At 61.2% G+C, this 18,142-nt stretch carries 20 protein-coding genes; 8 read left to right on the forward strand and 12 right to left on the reverse strand.

Features of this window, described 5'->3' with window-relative positions:
- Positions 1-75: 75 nt before the first annotated feature.
- The 8 genes from AB1495_RS05385 to dapD form a co-directional block, all read right to left on the reverse strand.
- Entirely contained in the window at positions 76-1,335 is a 1,260-nt protein-coding gene (locus tag AB1495_RS05385) for a lytic murein transglycosylase (protein ID WP_244268946.1), read from the reverse strand.
- A gap of 122 nt (positions 1,336-1,457) precedes the next feature.
- Positions 1,458-3,737: a ribonuclease R gene (gene rnr, locus AB1495_RS05390; RefSeq protein ID WP_074636535.1), complete on the reverse strand. Its 2,280-nt coding sequence runs from the start codon at positions 3,735-3,737 to the stop codon at positions 1,458-1,460.
- Positions 3,738-3,740: 3 nt separating this feature from the next.
- Positions 3,741-4,343: a TIGR04282 family arsenosugar biosynthesis glycosyltransferase gene (locus tag AB1495_RS05395; RefSeq protein WP_064217293.1), complete on the reverse strand. Its 603-nt coding sequence runs from the start codon at positions 4,341-4,343 to the stop codon at positions 3,741-3,743.
- Entirely contained in the window at positions 4,340-4,762 is a 423-nt protein-coding gene (locus AB1495_RS05400) for a GNAT family N-acetyltransferase (protein ID WP_005850535.1), read from the reverse strand. Before AB1495_RS05400 ends, AB1495_RS05395 begins: the two co-directional genes overlap by 4 nt.
- Positions 4,759-5,904, reverse strand: a complete 1,146-nt coding sequence (dapE, locus tag AB1495_RS05405; RefSeq protein WP_074636537.1) for a succinyl-diaminopimelate desuccinylase — start codon at positions 5,902-5,904, stop codon at positions 4,759-4,761. Before dapE ends, AB1495_RS05400 begins: the two co-directional genes overlap by 4 nt.
- Before the next feature lie 139 nt (positions 5,905-6,043).
- Entirely contained in the window at positions 6,044-6,382 is a 339-nt protein-coding gene (locus AB1495_RS05410; protein WP_005850537.1) for a hypothetical protein, read from the reverse strand.
- A 61-nt stretch (positions 6,383-6,443) separates the two neighbouring features.
- Entirely contained in the window at positions 6,444-6,698 is a 255-nt protein-coding gene (locus tag AB1495_RS05415; protein ID WP_005850538.1) for a GlsB/YeaQ/YmgE family stress response membrane protein, read from the reverse strand.
- Between the two features lie 61 nt (positions 6,699-6,759).
- The gene (gene dapD / locus AB1495_RS05420; protein ID WP_074636539.1) at positions 6,760-7,587 is read right to left on the reverse strand and encodes a 2,3,4,5-tetrahydropyridine-2,6-dicarboxylate N-succinyltransferase; all 828 of its coding nucleotides are present in this window, start codon (positions 7,585-7,587) and stop codon (positions 6,760-6,762) included.
- Positions 7,588-7,739: 152 nt separating this feature from the next.
- Here dapD and AB1495_RS05425 point away from each other — a divergent pair, with 152 nt between their 5' ends.
- A complete protein-coding gene (locus tag AB1495_RS05425) occupies positions 7,740-8,591 on the forward strand; it encodes a TIGR00730 family Rossman fold protein (protein WP_093732082.1) in 852 nt (283 codons plus the stop codon).
- A gap of 14 nt (positions 8,592-8,605) precedes the next feature.
- Here the strand turns inward: AB1495_RS05425 and AB1495_RS05430 are convergent, their stop codons facing one another.
- The 3 genes from AB1495_RS05430 to AB1495_RS05440 all read right to left on the reverse strand — a co-directional run bounded on the left by AB1495_RS05430 (position 8,606) and on the right by AB1495_RS05440 (position 10,905).
- Entirely contained in the window at positions 8,606-8,818 is a 213-nt protein-coding gene (locus AB1495_RS05430) for a hypothetical protein (RefSeq protein WP_074636541.1), read from the reverse strand.
- A 188-nt stretch (positions 8,819-9,006) separates the two neighbouring features.
- Entirely contained in the window at positions 9,007-10,182 is a 1,176-nt protein-coding gene (gene rlmN, locus AB1495_RS05435) for a 23S rRNA (adenine(2503)-C(2))-methyltransferase RlmN (RefSeq protein WP_074636544.1), read from the reverse strand.
- Between the two features lie 192 nt (positions 10,183-10,374).
- Positions 10,375-10,905, reverse strand: coding sequence for an invasion associated locus B family protein (locus AB1495_RS05440; RefSeq protein ID WP_005850544.1), 531 nt, complete (start codon positions 10,903-10,905; stop codon positions 10,375-10,377).
- Positions 10,906-11,084: 179 nt separating this feature from the next.
- Between AB1495_RS05440 and AB1495_RS05445 the strand changes: the two genes are divergently transcribed.
- A complete protein-coding gene (locus AB1495_RS05445; protein WP_074636546.1) occupies positions 11,085-12,065 on the forward strand; it encodes an asparaginase in 981 nt (326 codons plus the stop codon).
- A gap of 62 nt (positions 12,066-12,127) precedes the next feature.
- Here the strand turns inward: AB1495_RS05445 and serB are convergent, their stop codons facing one another.
- Complete coding sequence (serB, locus tag AB1495_RS05450) at positions 12,128-13,003, reverse strand: phosphoserine phosphatase SerB (protein ID WP_005850546.1); 876 nt, start codon at positions 13,001-13,003, stop codon at positions 12,128-12,130.
- A gap of 252 nt (positions 13,004-13,255) precedes the next feature.
- Here serB and pcaF point away from each other — a divergent pair, with 252 nt between their 5' ends.
- The 6 genes from pcaF to AB1495_RS05480 are packed head-to-tail and all read left to right on the forward strand — an operon-like array spanning position 13,256 to position 18,136.
- Positions 13,256-14,458 (forward strand): 3-oxoadipyl-CoA thiolase, encoded by a 1,203-nt coding sequence (gene pcaF, locus AB1495_RS05455; RefSeq protein WP_074636548.1) that lies wholly within the window; start codon positions 13,256-13,258, stop codon positions 14,456-14,458.
- Between the two features lie 30 nt (positions 14,459-14,488).
- The gene (paaA, locus tag AB1495_RS05460; protein ID WP_037942555.1) at positions 14,489-15,481 is read left to right on the forward strand and encodes a 1,2-phenylacetyl-CoA epoxidase subunit PaaA; all 993 of its coding nucleotides are present in this window, start codon (positions 14,489-14,491) and stop codon (positions 15,479-15,481) included.
- A gap of 5 nt (positions 15,482-15,486) precedes the next feature.
- Entirely contained in the window at positions 15,487-15,831 is a 345-nt protein-coding gene (gene paaB, locus AB1495_RS05465) for a 1,2-phenylacetyl-CoA epoxidase subunit PaaB (protein WP_005850550.1), read from the forward strand.
- Positions 15,832-15,884: 53 nt separating this feature from the next.
- Entirely contained in the window at positions 15,885-16,607 is a 723-nt protein-coding gene (paaC, locus tag AB1495_RS05470; protein WP_074636549.1) for a 1,2-phenylacetyl-CoA epoxidase subunit PaaC, read from the forward strand.
- Positions 16,601-17,068 (forward strand): 1,2-phenylacetyl-CoA epoxidase subunit PaaD, encoded by a 468-nt coding sequence (gene paaD / locus AB1495_RS05475; RefSeq protein WP_074636551.1) that lies wholly within the window; start codon positions 16,601-16,603, stop codon positions 17,066-17,068. The genes paaC and paaD overlap by 7 nt, the downstream gene beginning before the upstream one ends.
- Positions 17,069-17,071: 3 nt before the next feature.
- Complete coding sequence (locus tag AB1495_RS05480; protein WP_074636553.1) at positions 17,072-18,136, forward strand: 2Fe-2S iron-sulfur cluster-binding protein; 1,065 nt, start codon at positions 17,072-17,074, stop codon at positions 18,134-18,136.
- Positions 18,137-18,142: the final 6 nt, after the last annotated feature.

An 18,142-nucleotide genomic window follows, 5' to 3' on the forward strand; every position in this document is an offset into this window, starting at 1 on the left:
CTTCCAAATGGTTTAAAATCCTCGCCGAAGGCACGCGCCGGACCCAAAGGTCCGGCGCGTTTCATTTACGCCAGACTATTCCGCCGCGGCTCCGCGCAGCGTTTCCAACAATCGGGGGGAGGCATAGCCGTCGGGCACAAGCCCCTGCGACAATTGGAACTCGCGCACCGCATTGATGGTCAGCGGGCCGATTTTCGCGTCGATCTGGACCGTATCAAACCCCTGCGCCGTCAGCTGCGTCTGAAGCTCGATCCGTTCGTCATAGGTCAGCGCGCGGTCTTGCACCGGCCAGCTGACCTCGATCGGCCCGCCCCCGGCGATACGATCCGCCAGATGCCCCACGCCGATCACATAGGCATCGGCCGAATTATAGCGTTCGATCACCGCGAAATTGGCATAGATCAGAAACGCTGCACCGTCTGCCCCACCGGGCAAAAGCAGGGACGCAGGACCGTGATCCCCCAGCGACCCTGTCACAGGGCGCACCCCAAGCGCACGCCATTCCGCTGCCGTTTTCAGGATATCGCGCCCCGCCAGAAGATAGTCGAACCCCTCGGGCAGCCGTACCTCGACGCCCCAAGGCTGCCCCTGGACCCATCCGAAGTGCTTGAGATACGCCGCGGTAGAGGCAAGCGCGTCACGTGGATCATCGCTCCAGATATCGCGTTTGCCATCGCCGGTGAAATCCTCGGCATATTGCTGGAAGGACGAGGGCATGAACTGCGTGTGCCCCATTGCACCAGCCCAACTGCCCTGCATCCGCGCAGGCGTGGTATCGCCCGCCTGCAAGATCCGCAGCGCGTCCAGCAGTTCCCCTTCAAAAAAGGCCCGCCGCCGCCCCTCATAGGCCAATGTCGCGAGCGAGCTGAGCACCGGATCGCTGCCCCTGAAGGTGCCATAGGCGCTTTCGAGCCCCCAGATCGCGGTGACGATCTCTTTCTCGACGCCATAGCGCGTTTCGATCTGGGATAGTGCGTCGGCCTGCTCGGCCAGCGCCTTCTTCCCGTTGGTGACCCGTAGATCAGAGGTCGCGGTCTCCAGATAGGCCCAGATTGTTTTGGTGAATTCGGATTGGTTGCGGTCGCGGCGGATGACCTGCGGGTCATAGCGCACGGTCTGCATCACGCGGTCAAAGACCGCACCGTCGATCCCTGCGGCCAAGGCACGCGCACGAAAGGCTGTCACCCAGTCCTGCAACCCCGCCGCGTTGCCCGGCTTTTGCACCATGGCGGGTGGGCGCGCAGTACCCTCGGCCCCCGCAGCGATCACACCTGTGGCAGCCGTCACCGAGAGTGTCACCCCGCCAACCAATGCGCCAATTTTCAGCAGTTCCATTCCCACGCCCTTCCCCAGCATCACGCTACAAGCCTAGCGTCAAACGCCGCGCCCAGAAAGGCGGAGTTGCCCGCTGTGCGTGTTACTGCCTGCCTGTTCCTGCCTCGTGTACCGCTCCGGGGTTAGCGTCGTGTGCGTTTGACCTTGCGTTTCACCTTATCCGCCTTGCGCTTGGCTTTGACACCTTTGCGCTTGGGGTTGGTGCGGCCCGCAGGCCCACCGCGCCCGCGCCGCGCCCCTTGGCCGCCCTTGGGCAGGGCGTCACCCTCAAGCGTCAGCAGCTCCAGCGCGATGCCCCCGGTGACCGGGACCGCCTCTGACAGGCGCACGGTGACACGCTGCCCGACAGAGATGATCATGCCCGTATCCGACCCCATCAGCGTGCCGGCCTCTTGGTCGAAATGGAAATACTCGCGCCCCAGCGACCGCATGGGTAGCAGCCCGTCTGCCCCGGTTTCGTCCAGCTTCACAAAGGCCCCAAATCGCGCCACGCCGCTGATCCGGCCCGAGAATTCATTGCCCACACGTTCCGACAGATAGGACGCGAGATAGCGATCGGTGGTGTCGCGCTCTGCCATCATCGACCGGCGTTCCGTGTCCGAGATATGCGCGCCGGTCTGTTCGATATCCTCGATATCATGCTGGCTTAGCCCGTCACTGCCCCAGCCATGGGCAGTGATCAACGCGCGGTGCACGATCAAATCCGCGTAGCGCCGGATCGGAGAGGTGAAATGCGCGTAGGACCGCAGCGCCAGACCAAAGTGCCCGATATGCGCAGGCCCGTAATAGGCTTGCGTCATCGACCGCAGGGTCGACAGGTTGATCAGCTCTGCATCATCCGTGCCCGCCGCATCGTTCAGCAGCTTGTTCAGATGGCGCGTATGCAGCACCTGTCCCTTGGCCAGCGTATAGCCCGCCGCCTGCGCGGTTTCGCGCAAGGCGTCCAGCTTGGCGGGAGAGGGTTCTTCGTGGATGCGATAAAGCAGCGGCGTTTTCTTGGACAGCAGTGTTTCGGCGGCGGCGACATTGGCCAGCACCATGAACTCTTCGATCAAGCGGTGCGCATCCAGCCGGTCCTTGAAGTTCACCGACTTCACGGTGCCGTCCTTGTCCAGCTCGATCCGCCGCTCGGGCAGGTCAAGGTCCAGCGGCTGACGCTCGGCGCGGGCAGCTTTCAAGGCGGCATAGGCGGCGTAGATCGGTTTTAGCACAGGATCCAGCAACGGGCCGGTGCGGTCATTGGGGGCACCGTCAATCGCGTCCTGCACCTCTTCGTAGTGCAGCGAGGCGGGAGAGCGCATCAGCCCGCGATGGAAGCTATGGCCGATCTTGTTGCCCGCCGCATCCAGCACCATGCGCACCGCGATACAGGCCCGCGGCACGCCTTCGTGCAACGAACACAGATCCCCCGACAGACGGTCGGGCAGCATCGGCACCACACGGTCGGGGAAATAGGTGGAATTGCCCCGTTTGCGCGCCTCGCGGTCCAGCGCAGAGCCGGGGGTGACATAGGCGGCCACATCGGCAATCGCGACCCAGACGACATGGCCACCCTCGTTCTTGGGGTCTTCGTCAGCATGGGCATAGCATGCGTCATCATGGTCCCGCGCGTCCGACGGGTCGATGGTGATCAGGGGCAAATCGCGCAGATCCTCGCGCCCTTTCAGGCCCACGGGTTTTGCGGCATCGGCCAGCGCCATCACGTCGTCAGGAAAGTCGTCGGGGATACCATGTTGATGGATCGCGATCAGGGACACGGCCTTGGGCGCCGACGGGTCCCCCAGCCGTTCAATGATACGCGCCCGTGGCGATCCCATGCGCGCCTTTGGTCCGGCCTGCTCCGCCTCGACCAGCTCGCCATCCTTGGCCCCGTGGGTCGCGTCTTTGGGCACCCACCATTCCTTGTCGGACCCTTTGTCGATGGGCACAATGCGCCCGCCCTCTGTGGTCTTGCGGAAGATGCCCAAGACCCGCTGCGGGTTCGCGCCAATGCGGCGGATCAGCCGCGCCTCGTAGTGGTGGTCTTGCGCCTGTACCAGCGTCAACCGCGCCAGAATGCGGTCACCCGCCCCCAAGGCGGGGTCAGAGGCACGGGGGATCACCAGCACCACGGGCTCCACGCCTTCGCCCTGCCACTCCATCGGTTTGGCAAACAGATCGCCATCCTTGTCCGGCCCCGTGACCTGCAACACAGACACCGGCGGCAAGCGGTCAGGGTCCTGATAGCTGCGCTTGCGCTTTTCCAGATGGCCTTCGGCCTCCAGCTCTTTCAGCACGCGTTTCAGGTCGATCCGGGCCGCCCCCCTGATGCCGAACGCCTTGGCGATGTCACGCTTGGCGGTCAGAGTGGGGTTTTCGGCGATCCATTCAAGGATCTCGGGCTTTGAAGGTATTTTGCTCATGCTTCACGAGGTAGCACGCGCACCCCGCTTCGTCATGGGCAAATCGTCGATTGTATCCACGTCCCGCAATGTGGCGACCTGTGCGATGCGGTGATCGGGCAGCGTGGCGACGGTATCGGCCAGCGCATGCTCCGTGGACCAGCGGACGTTTTCAAACAGGCGCGGCGGCACGGGGCGGGCGCGTTTCAGCCCGACCAGCCAATAGCCCCCGTCCGGTGCAGGCCCGAACACCGCGTCATGAGACCCGAGCGCGCGAAACGCATCAGCCACCCGCGCCGCGGTCACGCCCGGAATATCCGCCCCGATGACACAGACCGGCCCCGCGGGCGCGGCACGCAGCATACGACCCATACGATCCCCCAGATCGCCGCGCCCCTGCGGCCAGCGGGGCAGATGCGCGGGCCAAACGCGGCTGGACAGCCCTGCACGATCCGGTGCGACAGCCAGCACCACCTGCCAGCGCGGATCTTGCACACGGCGGATCAAAGCGCGGGTCTGATGCCGGAACCACCACGCGGCAGCGGTCATGCCCAGATCACGGCCAAGCCGCGTCTTGACCCGCCCCGGCAGCGGCTCTTTCACCATGATAACCAGCGTGCGGTTCAAAGCGACAGCACCATCTCGCGATGATCAATGCCGGCGTCGTCAAAGACCGGCCCCTGCGCCACGAACCCCAGCTTTTCGTAGAACCCCAAAGCATGCAGCTGCGCGCCGAGCTTCACGAAGCGCACGGCAGGATCCTTGCGCGCCTCGTCTACCGCCGCGCGGATCAGCGCCGCGCCAAGCCCCGTACCGCGGTGGGACTTGATCACACATACGCGCCCGATCTTGGCCGTATCACCCTTGATATGCATCCGCGCAGAGCCGATCGGCAGCTCTTCCTCGGTGGCAAGGAAATGCGTGGCGTCGTCATCGCGGTCGTCCATTTCATCGGCTTCCGACACGTTCTGCTCTTCGATAAAGACGATGCGGCGCAGCAGGTGACAGCTGGCGAGGTCTTCGGTCACGGCGATATGGGCGGTCATGCGAAATAGTCCTTCAGGATGCGGGTATAGATGGATTTGAGCTGGTGGATCTGCGCCACCTCGACGTTTTCGTCGACCTCGTGCATGGACTGACCAACCAGCCCGAATTCAACCACAGGGCAGTGGTGCTTCATGAACCGCGCATCCGACGTCCCGCCAGAGGTGGACAGTTCAGGTGTCACCCCCGTCTCTGCCTGCACCGCTTTGGACACCAGATCAGACAGCTCACCCGGTGGCGTGATAAAGCTCTCGCCTGAAATCTTGACCTTGAGCTCGACCTGCACGCCGAAACTGTCGCGGATCGCGGCGGCCTGTTCCTCCAGCCAAGTGGTCAGGCTAGCGCCCGAATGCTTGTCGTTAAAACGGATGTTCACCGTCGCGCGGGTTTCAGCCGGGATCACGTTGGTCGCGGGGTTGCCGGTATCGACGGTGACAATCGCCAGCGTGGAGGGATCGAAATGGTCGGTCCCTTCGTCCATCTGATGCGAGGCAAGCTGATCCATCAGCCGCATCATCGCAGGCATCGGATTATTGGCGCGGTGAGGATAGGCCGCATGGCCCTGTTTGCCGATCACGCGAAAATGCGCGTTCAGCGACCCGCGCCGCCCGATCTTGATCATCTCACCCATTTTGTTCGGACATGTCGGCTCCCCTACCAGACAAACATCCATCCGTTCGCCCGCCTCTTGCATGTAATCCAGCAAGGCGCGGGTGCCGTCGATGCCTTCGGCTTCCTCGTCGCCGGTGATTGCCAGCACGATGGACCCATCCGGGGGCGTGTCGCGGACAAAGTCGATGGCCGCGGCGGTAAAGGCAGCCACACCGGATTTCATATCGGTGGTGCCGCGCCCGTACATGATGCCGTCTTTGACCTCTGCGCCAAAGGGCGGCATCGTCCAATCGGCCTCGTTCCCGATGGGCACGACATCGGTGTGACCGTTAAAGCCGAAGCTGCGTGTGTTACCCTTGTTGCCCCAACGCGCAAAGAGGTTCTTGATCCCGCCACGGTCCGCCCAGGCACAGTCAAACCCCGCCTCGGTCAGCAGATCGAACAGCACCTCTTGCGCGCCCCCGTCTGCGGGGGTGACCGACGGGCAACGCACCAGTTTGGCGGTCAGGTCTACGGGATCTATGGCGGACATGTCAGGGCTCCTTCGGCGTGTGTCGCGGTGTTGCCCTACATTTGTGGGGAAAATTCACCAAAGCCAAGGGGCAGCGCGGAAATACACAAAGCGGTGAGCCACATAGCCCACGCCAGCGCTGCAAAGTCGCGCAGGAACCTTAGTCGAAGAAAGGCGTCATCTGCGCAATAATGACAGAGTTTTCATCCAGCGCCCGCGCCATCAAGGCCCGTTCGTCTTCGTCAATCTCGTGGCCTTCGGCCTCGCGGTCGGCAATCGTGCCGTATCCGGTCACGTCCAGCGGGTTGGTATCAGCCTGTTTCAGGATGGCGACCGTCTCGCGCACGGCTTCCGCTTCGTCGATACCAGAGGCAAAGCACATCAGCGCAGCGCCCGTCGCCTTGTCCGGCAGGCCGTCGCCCTCTTTGCGGCCAATCTCGACCAGCAGCGTATAGACCTGCTGGCGTGACGGTTTCTTGGGTTTCTTCTGGTCAGACATAAAAAGGGCCACCGCATTAAGATGCGGCAGCCCTATCGTGTTCTGTGTCGTCTGAAAAGGGTCAGCTACGTCCGCGTACCAAACGTGTGACCCAAATCAACAGGCAGGCCCCGATGACGCCGACGACCAGCTGACCAATCCAGCCACCCAAGGTCGCACCGACGATTGTCATCAGCAGGAAGTTGGCAACGATCGCGCCAATGATCCCCAGAATAATGTTCATGATCAGCCCCATATCGGACTTCATGATCTTTTCCGCGATCCAACCGGCCAGACCACCGACGATTATTGCTGCGAACCAACCCAGACCTGTCATTTCAAATTCTCCATAAATCTTGTTTCATAGAGTGAACTCACAGGTCTGTGAAAAGGTTCCCTTAGTCGCGCAGCAGCTCGTTGATCGAGGTTTTGGAGCGGGTCTTTTCGTCGACGCGCTTCACGATCACGGCGCAATAAAGGTGCACACCGTTCTTCGACGGCATGGACCCCGCCACAACGACCGACCCCGCGGGCACTTCGCCATAGAAGACTTCGCCGGATTCACGGTCGAGGATTTTGGTCGACTGGCCGATGTAGACCCCCATCCCCAGAACGGAGCCTTCGCGGACGATACAGCCTTCGACCACCTCGGAACGCGCACCGATAAAGCAGTTGTCTTCGATGATTGTCGGGCCGGCCTGCATGGGCTCGAGCACGCCACCGATGCCAACGCCACCCGACAGGTGGACGTTCTTGCCGATCTGCGCACAGGACCCGACGGTCGCCCATGTGTCAACCATTGTGCCGCTGTCGACATAGGCACCAATGTTCACAAAGGACGGCATCAGCACGACGCCCGGCGCGATATAGGCCGATTTGCGCACGACACAGTTGGGCACGGCGCGAAAGCCCGCCTCTTTCCAGTCGGCATCGTTCCAGCCTTTGAACTTGCTATCGACCTTGTCCCACCAGCCGCTGCCCTGCGGGCCGCCGTCGTGCTGTTCCATATCCTTGATGCGGAAGCCCAGCAGGACCGCTTTCTTGGCCCATTGGTTCACATGCCAGTCGCCGTTCTCCATCTTTTCGGCAACGCGCAGCTTGCCGCTGTCCAGCGCGGCCAGCGTGTCTTCGATCGCGTCACGTGTTTCGCCGGTGGTGGCCGATGTGATCGTGTCACGGGCATCCCAAGCGGCTTCGATGGCAGTTTCAAGTTGGGCGTTCGACATGGGTGTAGCTCCGGCGAATGAGGGTCAAATGTTGCGACTGGCTATACAGTCGTCAGGCCCGTCGTGCAATGACGTCGGATGGCGTGGTCATTTGCGCCAAAGGCGGGCATGTTGCGATAAAGGGCGCAAACCGCTCGGATAGACCGGAGAGTATGATGACCGATTCAAAACGCCACCCCCTGCGGCAGGCCGGCGACGACCGCGCCACAGCACAGGATGTTCCCGACACGCCGCAGACGCGGGCCCCGGCCTACCGGCTGGCCTTTACCGATGATGATTTTATGTGCCGTCAGGAATTGCGCCCCGTCCGGCTGCAACTTGAACTGCTGAAGCCAGAGATGGCGTTGGATGCGCATGGCGTCAAATCCACCATCGTGCTGTTCGGCGGCGCGCGTATTCCGGCCCCCGCACACAAAGACAAGGCGCGTACAAAAACGCTGGCCGACCTGTCGCATTTCTATGATGAAGCCCGCGAATTCGCGCGGCTGATGACGCTGAAATCGATGGAGAGCGACGGTCAGGATAATGTCATCGTCACAGGCGGTGGCCCCGGCGTAATGGAAGCAGGCAACCGCGGTGCCATCGACGCAGGCGGGCAATCCATCGGGCTGAATATCGTGCTTCCGTTTGAACAGGCCCCGAATGAATATGTCACACCCGAGCTGTGCTTTAACTTTCACTACTTCGCGATCCGCAAGATGCACTTCCTGATGCGTGCACGTGCGATCTGCGTATTCCCGGGCGGTTTCGGCACCCTGGACGAGATGTTTGAGACGCTGACCCTGATCCAGACAGGCCGGATGAGCCGTGTGCCGTTCCTGCTGTTCGGTCGTGCCTTCTGGGAAAAGATCATCAACTGGGATGCGCTGGCCGACGCGGGCACGATCTCTGATCAAGATCTGGACCTGTTCCAATTCGTCGAATCCGCCGACGAGGCGATGAAGCTGATCGAAAACTGGGATACAGCCCCCGCCCGAGAGGAAGTCCCCGGGCGTTCCAAATAAAGACCCCGGTCAGATCAGGCGCAAAGATCGGCCGGAAGCACACAGACCTCAACGTGATGCGGCAGCGTTTCCAAAACGGACCCGTGGTCCGTATCACGTACCCCATAGCCATAGCCGGCCAGACGATGTTTCCATTCGCGGTAGGACAAGGCGCTTTCGCGTTCGCGCGTGACAAGCGCCAGTACATCGGCAGTGATAAAGGCGTCGTTTTTAATAATGATAGTCATTGCAGTATCGCTCCTGATTGTGTTGTCGATGGAAACAATATTCTGGGCGATGATGACTTAATTTCTGCTTAAATGTGGCGCACCCAAGGTCATTTCACGGTGAGCGCGCCACAATCGACCGCTAAAAATACAAACAGCCGCCCCAGATCGGGACGGCTGCATCATGCTATTCGTTTGACGCTAAGGGGTTACATCCCTGCGTCTGCCTCGATCTGCTTGCGCGATTTGCGTTCACGCTCGGTCGCCGATTTCAACTGACCACACGCGGCCATGATGTCTTCGCCGCGTGGTTTACGCACAGGCGAGGCATAGCCGGCCTGATACACAATCTCGGAGAACGCGCGGATACGGTTATTCGACGACCGCTTATACGGTGCGCCGGGCCATTCGTTGAACGGGATCAGGTTAATCTTGGCAGGGATACCTCGGATCAGCTCTATCAAACGGTGCGCATCTGCGTCTGAATCGTTCACACCATCCAGCATCACATATTCAAACGTGATCCGTTCAGAATTGCTGACCTTAGGATAGGCCCGCAGCGCCTCTATCAGCTCTGCGATGTTCCAGCGTTTGTTGATCGGCACCAGCTTGTTACGCACCTCATCCGTGGTCGCGTGGAACGACACAGCTAACTGACAGCCGATTTCCTCGGCTGTACGTGCGATCTCTGGCACTACACCCGAAGTCGATAGGGTGATCCGGCGGCGTGACAGCTGGATGCCCTCGGGGTCCATTGCGATCTTCATCGCGTCGCGCACGTTTTCAAAGTTATACAGCGGCTCGCCCATGCCCATCAGGACGATGTTGGACAACAACCGCGGTGCCTCTGAGATGGTCCCGGGCACGGGCCATTCACCCAGATCATCCCGCGCCACCATCACTTGCCCGATGATCTCGGCCGCAGTCAGGTTGCGCACAAGTTTCTGCGTACCGGTGTGGCAGAAGGAACACGTCAGGGTACACCCAACCTGCGAGCTGACACATAGCGTGCCGCGGCCTTCTTCGGGGATATACACCACTTCGACCTCATGACCGCCCGCGATGCGCACCAGATACTTGCGGGTGCCATCCTCTGACACCTGTTTGGTCACGACCTCGGGCACTTCGATCACAAACTTCTCGGCCAGCTCGGCGCGGAATGCTTTCGACAGATTGGTCATGTCGGCAAAATCGCGCGTGCCCCATTGATAGATCCACTGCCAGATCTGCCCGACGCGCATCTTCGCCTGCTTTTCAGGCGTACCTTCGGCAATCAGCGCAGCGCGCATGGCGTCACGGGTCAGCCCGACAAGGTTCATCGGCCCCTCCGCCTGCTTGCGCGGAATGGTCATGACATCTTGAGTGATCGGCGCGGTCGCAGACATGGGGATTCTCCGGTGTGCAGGGGTTTGAGCGCTCTATATAGGGATTTTTCCCTAAATCAAAAGGAAACGCCGCATTGCTGGGCCGGGCTGAGTGCATAGCTTCGCCCGACATGGCCGCTTTATCGACCAAACCCTTGGTATGAAAAAGCCCCGCCAATGGCAGGGCTTTGCGATCAGTTCAGGCGGAAAAACCTAGCCGCCGCAGCGTTTGGCCGCATCTTCAACCGCAGCTGTGAACCCCAGAAGCGAGAACGTGTCCTCGGTCTGTGTCCCTCGCCCGGAACGGCCCGTAAGCTTGGCATCCGCGCCACGTTTCATCGCGGCGATGATCTTGTTGTCGTCCTCGGTGGTCGCAGGCCAGGCCCATTCGCCTTCGGTAAACAGCTCGAACGTGGTGCCGCCGATGTTCATGTTGACCGTCGACCCCGACGCAAAGGGATAGCCGCCGGTAAAGGCCACCTGCCCCTTGGCCCCTGCGCTTGGACGGTAAAAGACCATCAGCAGGGTCTGGCCACGGTTCACCGCCACAACGCGACCATCGCGGGAGTTTACAGATTCTTTCGGCGTGGAGACGCCCCAGCATTCGGTCGGGTTGTCTTCGACGAATACGCTCCAGTCCGTCTCTGCTGCCACGCGGTTCGTGCTTTGCGCTTGCGCGAAAACGCTGCCTGCGCTCAGACCCGCCAGCGCCGCCGCAAAACCAATCGTCCTAAAGTTCATCATCTACCTGGGCCTCCAGCCGCCATTAACCTCAACATCACAACAATTCCCCAATGGCAGCCCTTCGGGAGGCGCTCTTGATCAAAGGAACTGTATTTCTCTCGTCAACAAGCATAATAACGGCAAACAGGCGACACACGAAACCCTGATTGGCAGGAATTCGCCAACGAAAAGGATAATTCATGACCCAAGCAGCCCCCTTTGCCGAAATCTGGCGTGGTCCGTTTCTGGAAAGCGTGCATTCGGGTCATGCGGTGGTCTGTGACAGCAGCGGTCAGATCCTGCAGGCTTGGGGCGATCCCGACACGGTGATCCTGCCGCGCTCCTCTGCCAAGATGATCCAGGCGCTGCCCCTGATCCAGTCCGGTGCCGCCGATGCCTATGGCCTTGGGCCCCAACATCTGGCGCTGGCCTGCGCGTCCCATCAGGCGGCGGATTTGCATGTGGGCATCATCTCTGACTGGCTCAAGACATTGGGGCTGGACGACAGCGCCTTTCGCTGCGGCACGGCACTTCCCGGGGACGAGGCCGCCCGCAATGCACTGGTGTGTTCCGGCACGCAGCCTTGCCAGATCCACCATGAATGTTCCGGCAAACACGCAGGGTTCCTGACCGTAAACACCCATATGGGCGGCGGCTCGGATTACGAAAAGCCGGACCACCCCGTGCAACGCGCCTGTCTCGAGGCGTTCGAGCGTGTGACCGGCACCACCTCGCCCGGCTTCGGGATCGACGGCTGCTCTGTCCCGAATTTTGCAACCACGCTACACGGTATGGCCCGCGCCATGGCGCATTTCGCCGCTGCTCCTGATGGGTCGGCCGAGGCGCGGCTGCATCAGGCCATGCGCCTGCACCCCGACCTTGTCGCCGGCGAGACCCGCGCCTGCACCAATCTGATGCGCGCGATGAACGGCAAGGTCGCGCTCAAAACCGGGGCCGAGGGGTTCTTCATCGCGATCCTGCCGGATCAGAACATCGGCGTGGCTCTCAAGGCGGCCTGTGGCACCAAACGCGCGGCCGAATGCGTGATCACCTCGATCCTGGTCAAACTCGGCGCGCTCGACCCGAACCACCCCGAAGCGTTGAAATACCGCAATGCCCCGATAGAAAACCGGCGCGGCATCATTACGGGCACGCTCAAACCTGCCGCTGGCTTTGCGTAACGCCGCTTCCAAATGGTTAAAAATCCCGGGGTATGGAGCAGCGCCCCATGCAGCTTGCGCGCCTAGATGACGAATTCGTCCTTGGCGTACCCCTGCACATAAAGCAGCGCCGTCAGGTCGCCAAAGTTGATCCGCACGTCACATTCCGCCGCCACGGCGGGCTTGGCGTGCAGCGCCACGCCCATGCCCGCGCGCGCCAGCATGCCCAGATCGTTTGCCCCGTCGCCCACGGCAATCACGTCGTCCTCTGACAGCCCCAGCCGCGCGGTGATCTGTTCCAGCGCATCGACCTTGGCCTGTTTGCCCAGGATCGGCACGCCGACGTCGCCGGTCAGCACGCCATCCGATGCGATCAGCGTATTCGCGCGGTTCTCGTCAAAGCCAAGCGCCTCTGCCACCGCGGCGGTGAATGCCGTGAAACCGCCCGAAACAAGCGCCGCATAGGCCCCATTTGCCTTCATCGTGGCGATCAGGGTCTTGCCGCCGGGCATATGGGTGATCCGTTCGGCCAGCACGCGGGTGATCACCGCCTCGTCCAGCCCCTTCAACAGACCAACCCGTTCGCGCAGGGCGGCGTTGAAATCAAGCTCTCCGTTCATGGCGCGGGCGGTGATATCTTTCACGCGGTCCCCGACCCCGGCCTCATCTGCCAGCTCGTCGATACACTCCTGCTGGATCATGGTGCTGTCCATGTCCGCCAGCAGCATCTTCTTGCGGCGGCCTTCCGACGGGGTGATCACCAGATCGACCCCCATCCCCTGGCATTCGGCCCAGACATCCCAGCGATTGCCCGGCATCCGCTTCATGTCAAAGCCCGCCGCCTCGTCCGGAGCAAGCCATACCGCATCCCCGCCGCCCCATGCGTTGCGCACGGCATCGACCAGCGACGCCTCAAGCTGCGGGCGTTGAGGAGAGGTTAGCAGGGTCACACTATGCATGGGTCAGGTCCGTTCGGGTCAAATCAGTCTGGGGCGCATCTTGCGCATTGTTTTAACGGGGTTTCCACCCCTGTTCCAGCGCTCCTGCGGGGGAAGGTTGCGCGCCTCGCCCAAGCGGCCCGAACAGACCTCCTTGCGCGTTACCCCGCCCACCCTTATGTTACAAAATATGTAAACTGAAAAATGTCAGGTAACATTTAAGTTGCGTCGAATCGCGACTATCCCTACGCTCGTCAACCAAGGGAGACTTTCATGGACGCTTTTATTTGTGACGCGCAGCGCACACCCATCGGCCGCTTTGGCGGCGCATTGTCATCGGTCCGCGCTGATGATCTGGCAGCGGCACCGATTGCCGCACTGATGGCCCGCAATCCTGATCTGGATTGGTCCAAAATCGATGACGTGATCTTTGGCTGTGCCAACCAGGCCGGCGAAGACAACCGTAACGTGGCCCGTATGGCCGCCCTGCTGGCCGGTCTGCCGGTCGATGTGCCCGGTGCAACGATCAACCGCCTATGTGCCTCTGGCATGGATGCCGTCGGTGCCGCGGCCCGCGCGATCAAATCCGGCGACATGGATCTGGCGATTGCCGGCGGCGTCGAAAGCATGACCCGCGCGCCTTTCGTGATGCCCAAGGCAGAAACCGCCTTCTCGCGCAACAACGCTGTCTATGACACCACCATTGGCTGGCGCTTTGTGAACCCCAAGATGAAGGCGCAATACGGCGTCGAATCCATGCCCGAAACCGGCGACAACGTGGCTACGGATTATGATATCAGCCGCGAAGATCAGGACGCCTTTGCCAAGCGCAGTCAAGACCGTTGGGAAGCGGCGGACAAGGCCGGTGTTTTCGCCGACGAGATCACCCCCGTGTCGATCCCGCAGCGCAAGGGCGACCCGATTGTCTTTGACCGCGACGAACACCCGCGCCCCGGCACCACGATCGAAGCGCTGACCAAGCTGCGCCCGATCAACGGCCCCGACCTGACCGTGACCGCGGGCAATGCCTCTGGCGTCAACGACGGCGCGGCGGCGATGCTGATGGCCTCTGAAGCGGCGGCGTCGCAGCACGGGCTGACCCCGATTGCACGCGTTGTCGGTATCTCTGCCGCGGGTGTTGAACCGCGCGTCATGGGCATCGGCCCTGTTCCTGCCAGTCAGAAAGTTCTGGCCCGCGCAGGTCTGACCATCGACCAGATGGATGTGATCGAACTGAACGAAGCATTCGCTTCGCAAGGGATCGCCACATTGCGCGCGCTTGGCGTGGCGGATGATGCGCCTCATGTGAATGCCAACGGCGGCGCGATTGCCATCGGTCACCCGCTGGGGATGTCCGGTGCCCGTCTGGTCATGACCGCAGCTCTGCAGTTGAAACGCACAGGCGGCCGCTATGCGCTGTGCACCATGTGTGTCGGTGTCGGCCAAGGCGTCGCCATCATTCTCGAACGCGCTTAACGCAATTATCCCCCTGAAAGGATCTGAACGATGTATGCACAGATGATCAAATCCACCGGCCAAGGTGTCAAATCTCTCGAAGAGATGGATCCGCAGGAACGCGCCTTTCAGGAACGGATAAATGCGGGCGGCAAGATCGAACCGAAAGACTGGATGCCGGAGGGGTATCGCAAGAACCTGATCCGGCAGATCGGCCAGCATGCGCATTCGGAAATCGTGGGCCAGTTGCCAGAAGGCAACTGGATCACCCGCGCCCCGACGCTGGAGCGTAAGGCGATCCTGCTCGCCAAGGTGCAGGACGAGGCAGGCCACGGTCTGTATCTCTATTGTGCCGCCGAAACACTGGGGGTCAGCCGTGACCAGCTGACCCGCGACCTTCTGTCGGGCAAAATGAAATACAGCTCTATCTTCAATTATCCGACCCTGACATGGGCCGACATGGGGGCTGTCGGCTGGCTGGTCGATGGTGCAGCGATCATGAACCAGGTGCCGTTGCAACGCACATCCTACGGCCCCTATGCCCGCGCGATGGTGCGTATCTGCAAAGAGGAATCGTTCCACCAGCGCCAGGGCTACGACATCATGATGAAGATGGCGAAGGGCACAGACGCGCAGCGCAAGATGGCGCAGGACGCGCTGAACCGCTTCTGGGGGCCTGCGCTGATGATGTTTGGCCCGTCAGACGAAAATTCCGTCCATTCGGCGCAATCGATGGCGTGGAAGATCAAGATGAACTCCAACGACGAGCTGCGTCAGAAGTTTGTCGATGAATGTGTCCCGCAGGCCGAATATCTGGGCCTCAGCGTTCCCGACCCCGATCTGAAGTGGAACGAGGAACGCGGGCATTACGACTTTACCCAGCCCGATTGGGACGAATTCTTTGACGTGCTCAAGGGCAATGGCCCCTGCAATACCGAACGGCTCGCCGCGCGCAACAAGGCGTGGGACGACGGCGCGTGGGTGCGGGACGGTTTAATGGCACATGCGGCGAAGAAACGCGCCGCGAAACTGGCAGCGGAGTAAGCAAGATGAGCAGCCCAGAAGCAAAACCCTACCCCGGCACCCAAGCGGTCGACCACGGCAAGGCGCGCGCCGATGAATGGCCCCTGTTCGAGATTTTCATTCGCGGCCAGCACGGGCTGAGCCATCGCCACGTCGGGTCGCTTCACGCAGCTGACGCCGAAATGGCGATCAAGAATGCCCGCGATGTTTATACGCGCCGCAACGAAGGCGTGAGCATCTGGGTCGTCGAGGCCGCCCATATCGCTGCCTCCTCGCCCGAGGAAAAAGGCCCGCTGTACGAGCCCGCCAACGACAAAGTCTACCGCCACCCCACCTTCTTTGACATTCCAGACGAAGTGGGGGCGATGTGAGCACGGCAAATATAGACCCTAACAAAGGCGATTTGTTCGAATTTCTATGCCGGATGGGGGATAACACCCTTGTTCTGGGGCACCGCGTTTCGGAATGGTGCGGCCACGCCCCCGTGCTGGAGGAAGACATCGCGCTGGCGAATACCGCGCTGGACCTGATCGGCCAGACCACGCTTTGGCTGGATCTGGCGGGTAAGGTCGAAGACGCGGGTCGCGATGCGGATCGGCTTGCCTTTCACCGTGACGTCTGGGATTTCCGCAATCTGTTGTTGGTCGAACAGCCCAACGGCGATTTCGGCCAGACGATCATGCGCCAGTTCCTGTTTGACGCATGGCACCTGTCGCAGCTGACCGCCCTGATGGAAAGCAGCGATGCACAGATCGCCGCCATCGCGGAAAAGTCGAGCAAAGAGGTGACCTACCATCTGGAGCGCGCGACAGACACGGTGATCGGCCTTGGCGACGGCACCGAGGAAAGCCACCGCCGCATGCAGAGCGCGCTGGACCTGTTGTGGCCCTATGTCGGGGAAATGTTCGTCGCGGACGCTGTGGACGAGGCCATGGTCGCAGCAGGCATCGCGCCCGATCCTGCGTCCCTGCGCGCCGCCTATGATACCTTGGTGAACGATGTCTTCACCGCCGCCACGCTGACACGGCCCGAAAGCGATTTCGGCCATCGCGGCGGCAAATCCGGTAAACGCCATTCGGAACATCTGGGGCATATGCTGACGCAGATGCAATGGCTGCAACGCGCCTACCCGGATGCGACATGGTAGTCGAAAAGCCTTCGTTAGAGACTGTTTGGGGCTGGCTTCACGCCGTGCCGGACCCCGAGATTCCGGTAATCTCGCTGACCGACCTGGGGATCATCCGCGATGTGCAATGGCAGGATGACACGCTAGAGGTCACGGTGACGCCGACCTACTCCGGCTGCCCTGCCACGACGATCATCAACCTTGATATCGAAACGGCATTGCGCGGGCATGGAATCGAAAAACTGTCTCTAAAGCGGCAACTTTCGCCTGCCTGGACCTCTGACTGGATGACCGACGCAGGCCGCGCCAAGCTGGAAAGCTACGGCATCGCCCCGCCCCAACCCGCAGGTGGCCCCGAACGCTGCCCCCGGTGCCAATCGACGCAGCTGGAAAAGATCAGCCAGTTCGGATCGACCCCCTGCAAGGCGCAATGGCGCTGCACCGACTGTCTGGAACCCTTCGATTATTTTAAGTGTATCTGACCCATGAGCCAATTTCTCCCCTTATTAGTGACTGATATTCACCGCACCATCCGCGACGCGGTGGTCTTGACCCTGCAGCCCGAAGACCCAAAGGCGTTTGCCTTCAAGCAGGGTCAGTATCTGACCTTCAAACAGGATTTCGACGGGACCCAGCTGCGCCGCAACTATTCCATTTGCGCCGGTCTGGATGACGGCGTGCTGCAAGTGGGGATCAAGCGGGTCGATGGCGGTGCCTTCTCTACCTTTGCGAACGAAGTATTGAAGGTCGGGGATACGCTGCATGCCATGCCCCCCCAAGGCACGTTTTCCGCCGGGTTAGAGCCTGATCGCGCGCGGAATTACCTTGGCTTTGCCGGCGGGTCGGGGATCACGCCCGTGCTGTCGATCCTCAAGACGGTGCTGAAACGCGAGCCCAAATCGACCTTTACGCTGGTCTATGCCAACCGCGCTGTGAACACGATCATGTTCCGCGAAGAGCTGGAGGATCTCAAGAACCGCTATATGGGCCGGTTGAGCGTCATCCACATGCTGGAAAGCGGCCAGGACATCGACCTGTTCACCGGCCGCGTAGACCAGAATAAATGCGCCGAGCTGTTCAAGACCTGGATCGACGTGTCGGACATGGACATGGCCTTTATCTGCGGGCCGGAGCCGATGATGCTGGCCATCGCGGATGCCCTGAAAACCCACGGGTTAGAGCCTGAACAGATCAAGTTCGAACTGTTCAGCGAAAGCCAACAGGGCCGTCTGGCGAAACAAGAAATGGCCAAGCGCAGCGAAGGTCAGGCGCAAACGCAGGTGACCGTGAAAATAGACGGCGCGCAGCACAGCTTTACCATGGCCAAGGGGCAGTCGGTACTGGATGCCGCGCTAGAGAATAACCTTGATGCGCCCTTTGCCTGCAAGGCGGGGGTCTGTTCGACCTGCATGTGCAAGGTCACCGAAGGCGAGGTCGAGATGCTGTCGAACCACGCGCTGGAGGACTACGAAGTCGAACGGGGATACCGGCTGAGCTGCCAAAGCTATCCGCTGAGCGACACGCTTTTCATTGACTACGACCATCACTAAGGGGCC

It is taken from the genome of Sulfitobacter pontiacus (assembly GCF_040790665.1).
Taxonomy (GTDB): Bacteria; Pseudomonadota; Alphaproteobacteria; order Rhodobacterales; family Rhodobacteraceae; genus Sulfitobacter; species Sulfitobacter pontiacus.

What these genes read in the sequence shown, in the direction of transcription:
- AB1495_RS05385 (WP_244268946.1), bottom strand. Translation starts at nt 1,335, where the DNA reads ATGGAACTGCTGAAAATTGGCGCATTGGTTGGCGGGGTGACACTCTCG.
- rnr (WP_074636535.1), bottom strand. Translation starts at nt 3,737, where the DNA reads ATGAGCAAAATACCTTCAAAGCCCGAGATCCTTGAATGGATCGCCGAA.
- AB1495_RS05400 (WP_005850535.1), bottom strand. Translation starts at nt 4,762, where the DNA reads ATGACCGCCCATATCGCCGTGACCGAAGACCTCGCCAGCTGTCACCTG.
- dapE (WP_074636537.1), bottom strand. Translation starts at nt 5,904, where the DNA reads ATGTCCGCCATAGATCCCGTAGACCTGACCGCCAAACTGGTGCGTTGC.
- AB1495_RS05410 (WP_005850537.1), bottom strand. Translation starts at nt 6,382, where the DNA reads ATGTCTGACCAGAAGAAACCCAAGAAACCGTCACGCCAGCAGGTCTAT.
- AB1495_RS05415 (WP_005850538.1), bottom strand. Translation starts at nt 6,698, where the DNA reads ATGACAGGTCTGGGTTGGTTCGCAGCAATAATCGTCGGTGGTCTGGCC.
- dapD (WP_074636539.1), bottom strand. Translation starts at nt 7,587, where the DNA reads ATGTCGAACGCCCAACTTGAAACTGCCATCGAAGCCGCTTGGGATGCC.
- AB1495_RS05425 (WP_093732082.1), top strand. Translation starts at nt 7,740, where the DNA reads ATGATGACCGATTCAAAACGCCACCCCCTGCGGCAGGCCGGCGACGAC.
- AB1495_RS05430 (WP_074636541.1), bottom strand. Translation starts at nt 8,818, where the DNA reads ATGACTATCATTATTAAAAACGACGCCTTTATCACTGCCGATGTACTG.
- rlmN (WP_074636544.1), bottom strand. Translation starts at nt 10,182, where the DNA reads ATGTCTGCGACCGCGCCGATCACTCAAGATGTCATGACCATTCCGCGC.
- AB1495_RS05440 (WP_005850544.1), bottom strand. Translation starts at nt 10,905, where the DNA reads ATGATGAACTTTAGGACGATTGGTTTTGCGGCGGCGCTGGCGGGTCTG.
- AB1495_RS05445 (WP_074636546.1), top strand. Translation starts at nt 11,085, where the DNA reads ATGACCCAAGCAGCCCCCTTTGCCGAAATCTGGCGTGGTCCGTTTCTG.
- serB (WP_005850546.1), bottom strand. Translation starts at nt 13,003, where the DNA reads ATGCATAGTGTGACCCTGCTAACCTCTCCTCAACGCCCGCAGCTTGAG.
- pcaF (WP_074636548.1), top strand. Translation starts at nt 13,256, where the DNA reads ATGGACGCTTTTATTTGTGACGCGCAGCGCACACCCATCGGCCGCTTT.
- paaA (WP_037942555.1), top strand. Translation starts at nt 14,489, where the DNA reads ATGTATGCACAGATGATCAAATCCACCGGCCAAGGTGTCAAATCTCTC.
- paaB (WP_005850550.1), top strand. Translation starts at nt 15,487, where the DNA reads ATGAGCAGCCCAGAAGCAAAACCCTACCCCGGCACCCAAGCGGTCGAC.
- paaC (WP_074636549.1), top strand. Translation starts at nt 15,885, where the DNA reads ATGGGGGATAACACCCTTGTTCTGGGGCACCGCGTTTCGGAATGGTGC.
- paaD (WP_074636551.1), top strand. Translation starts at nt 16,601, where the DNA reads ATGGTAGTCGAAAAGCCTTCGTTAGAGACTGTTTGGGGCTGGCTTCAC.
- AB1495_RS05480 (WP_074636553.1), top strand. Translation starts at nt 17,072, where the DNA reads ATGAGCCAATTTCTCCCCTTATTAGTGACTGATATTCACCGCACCATC.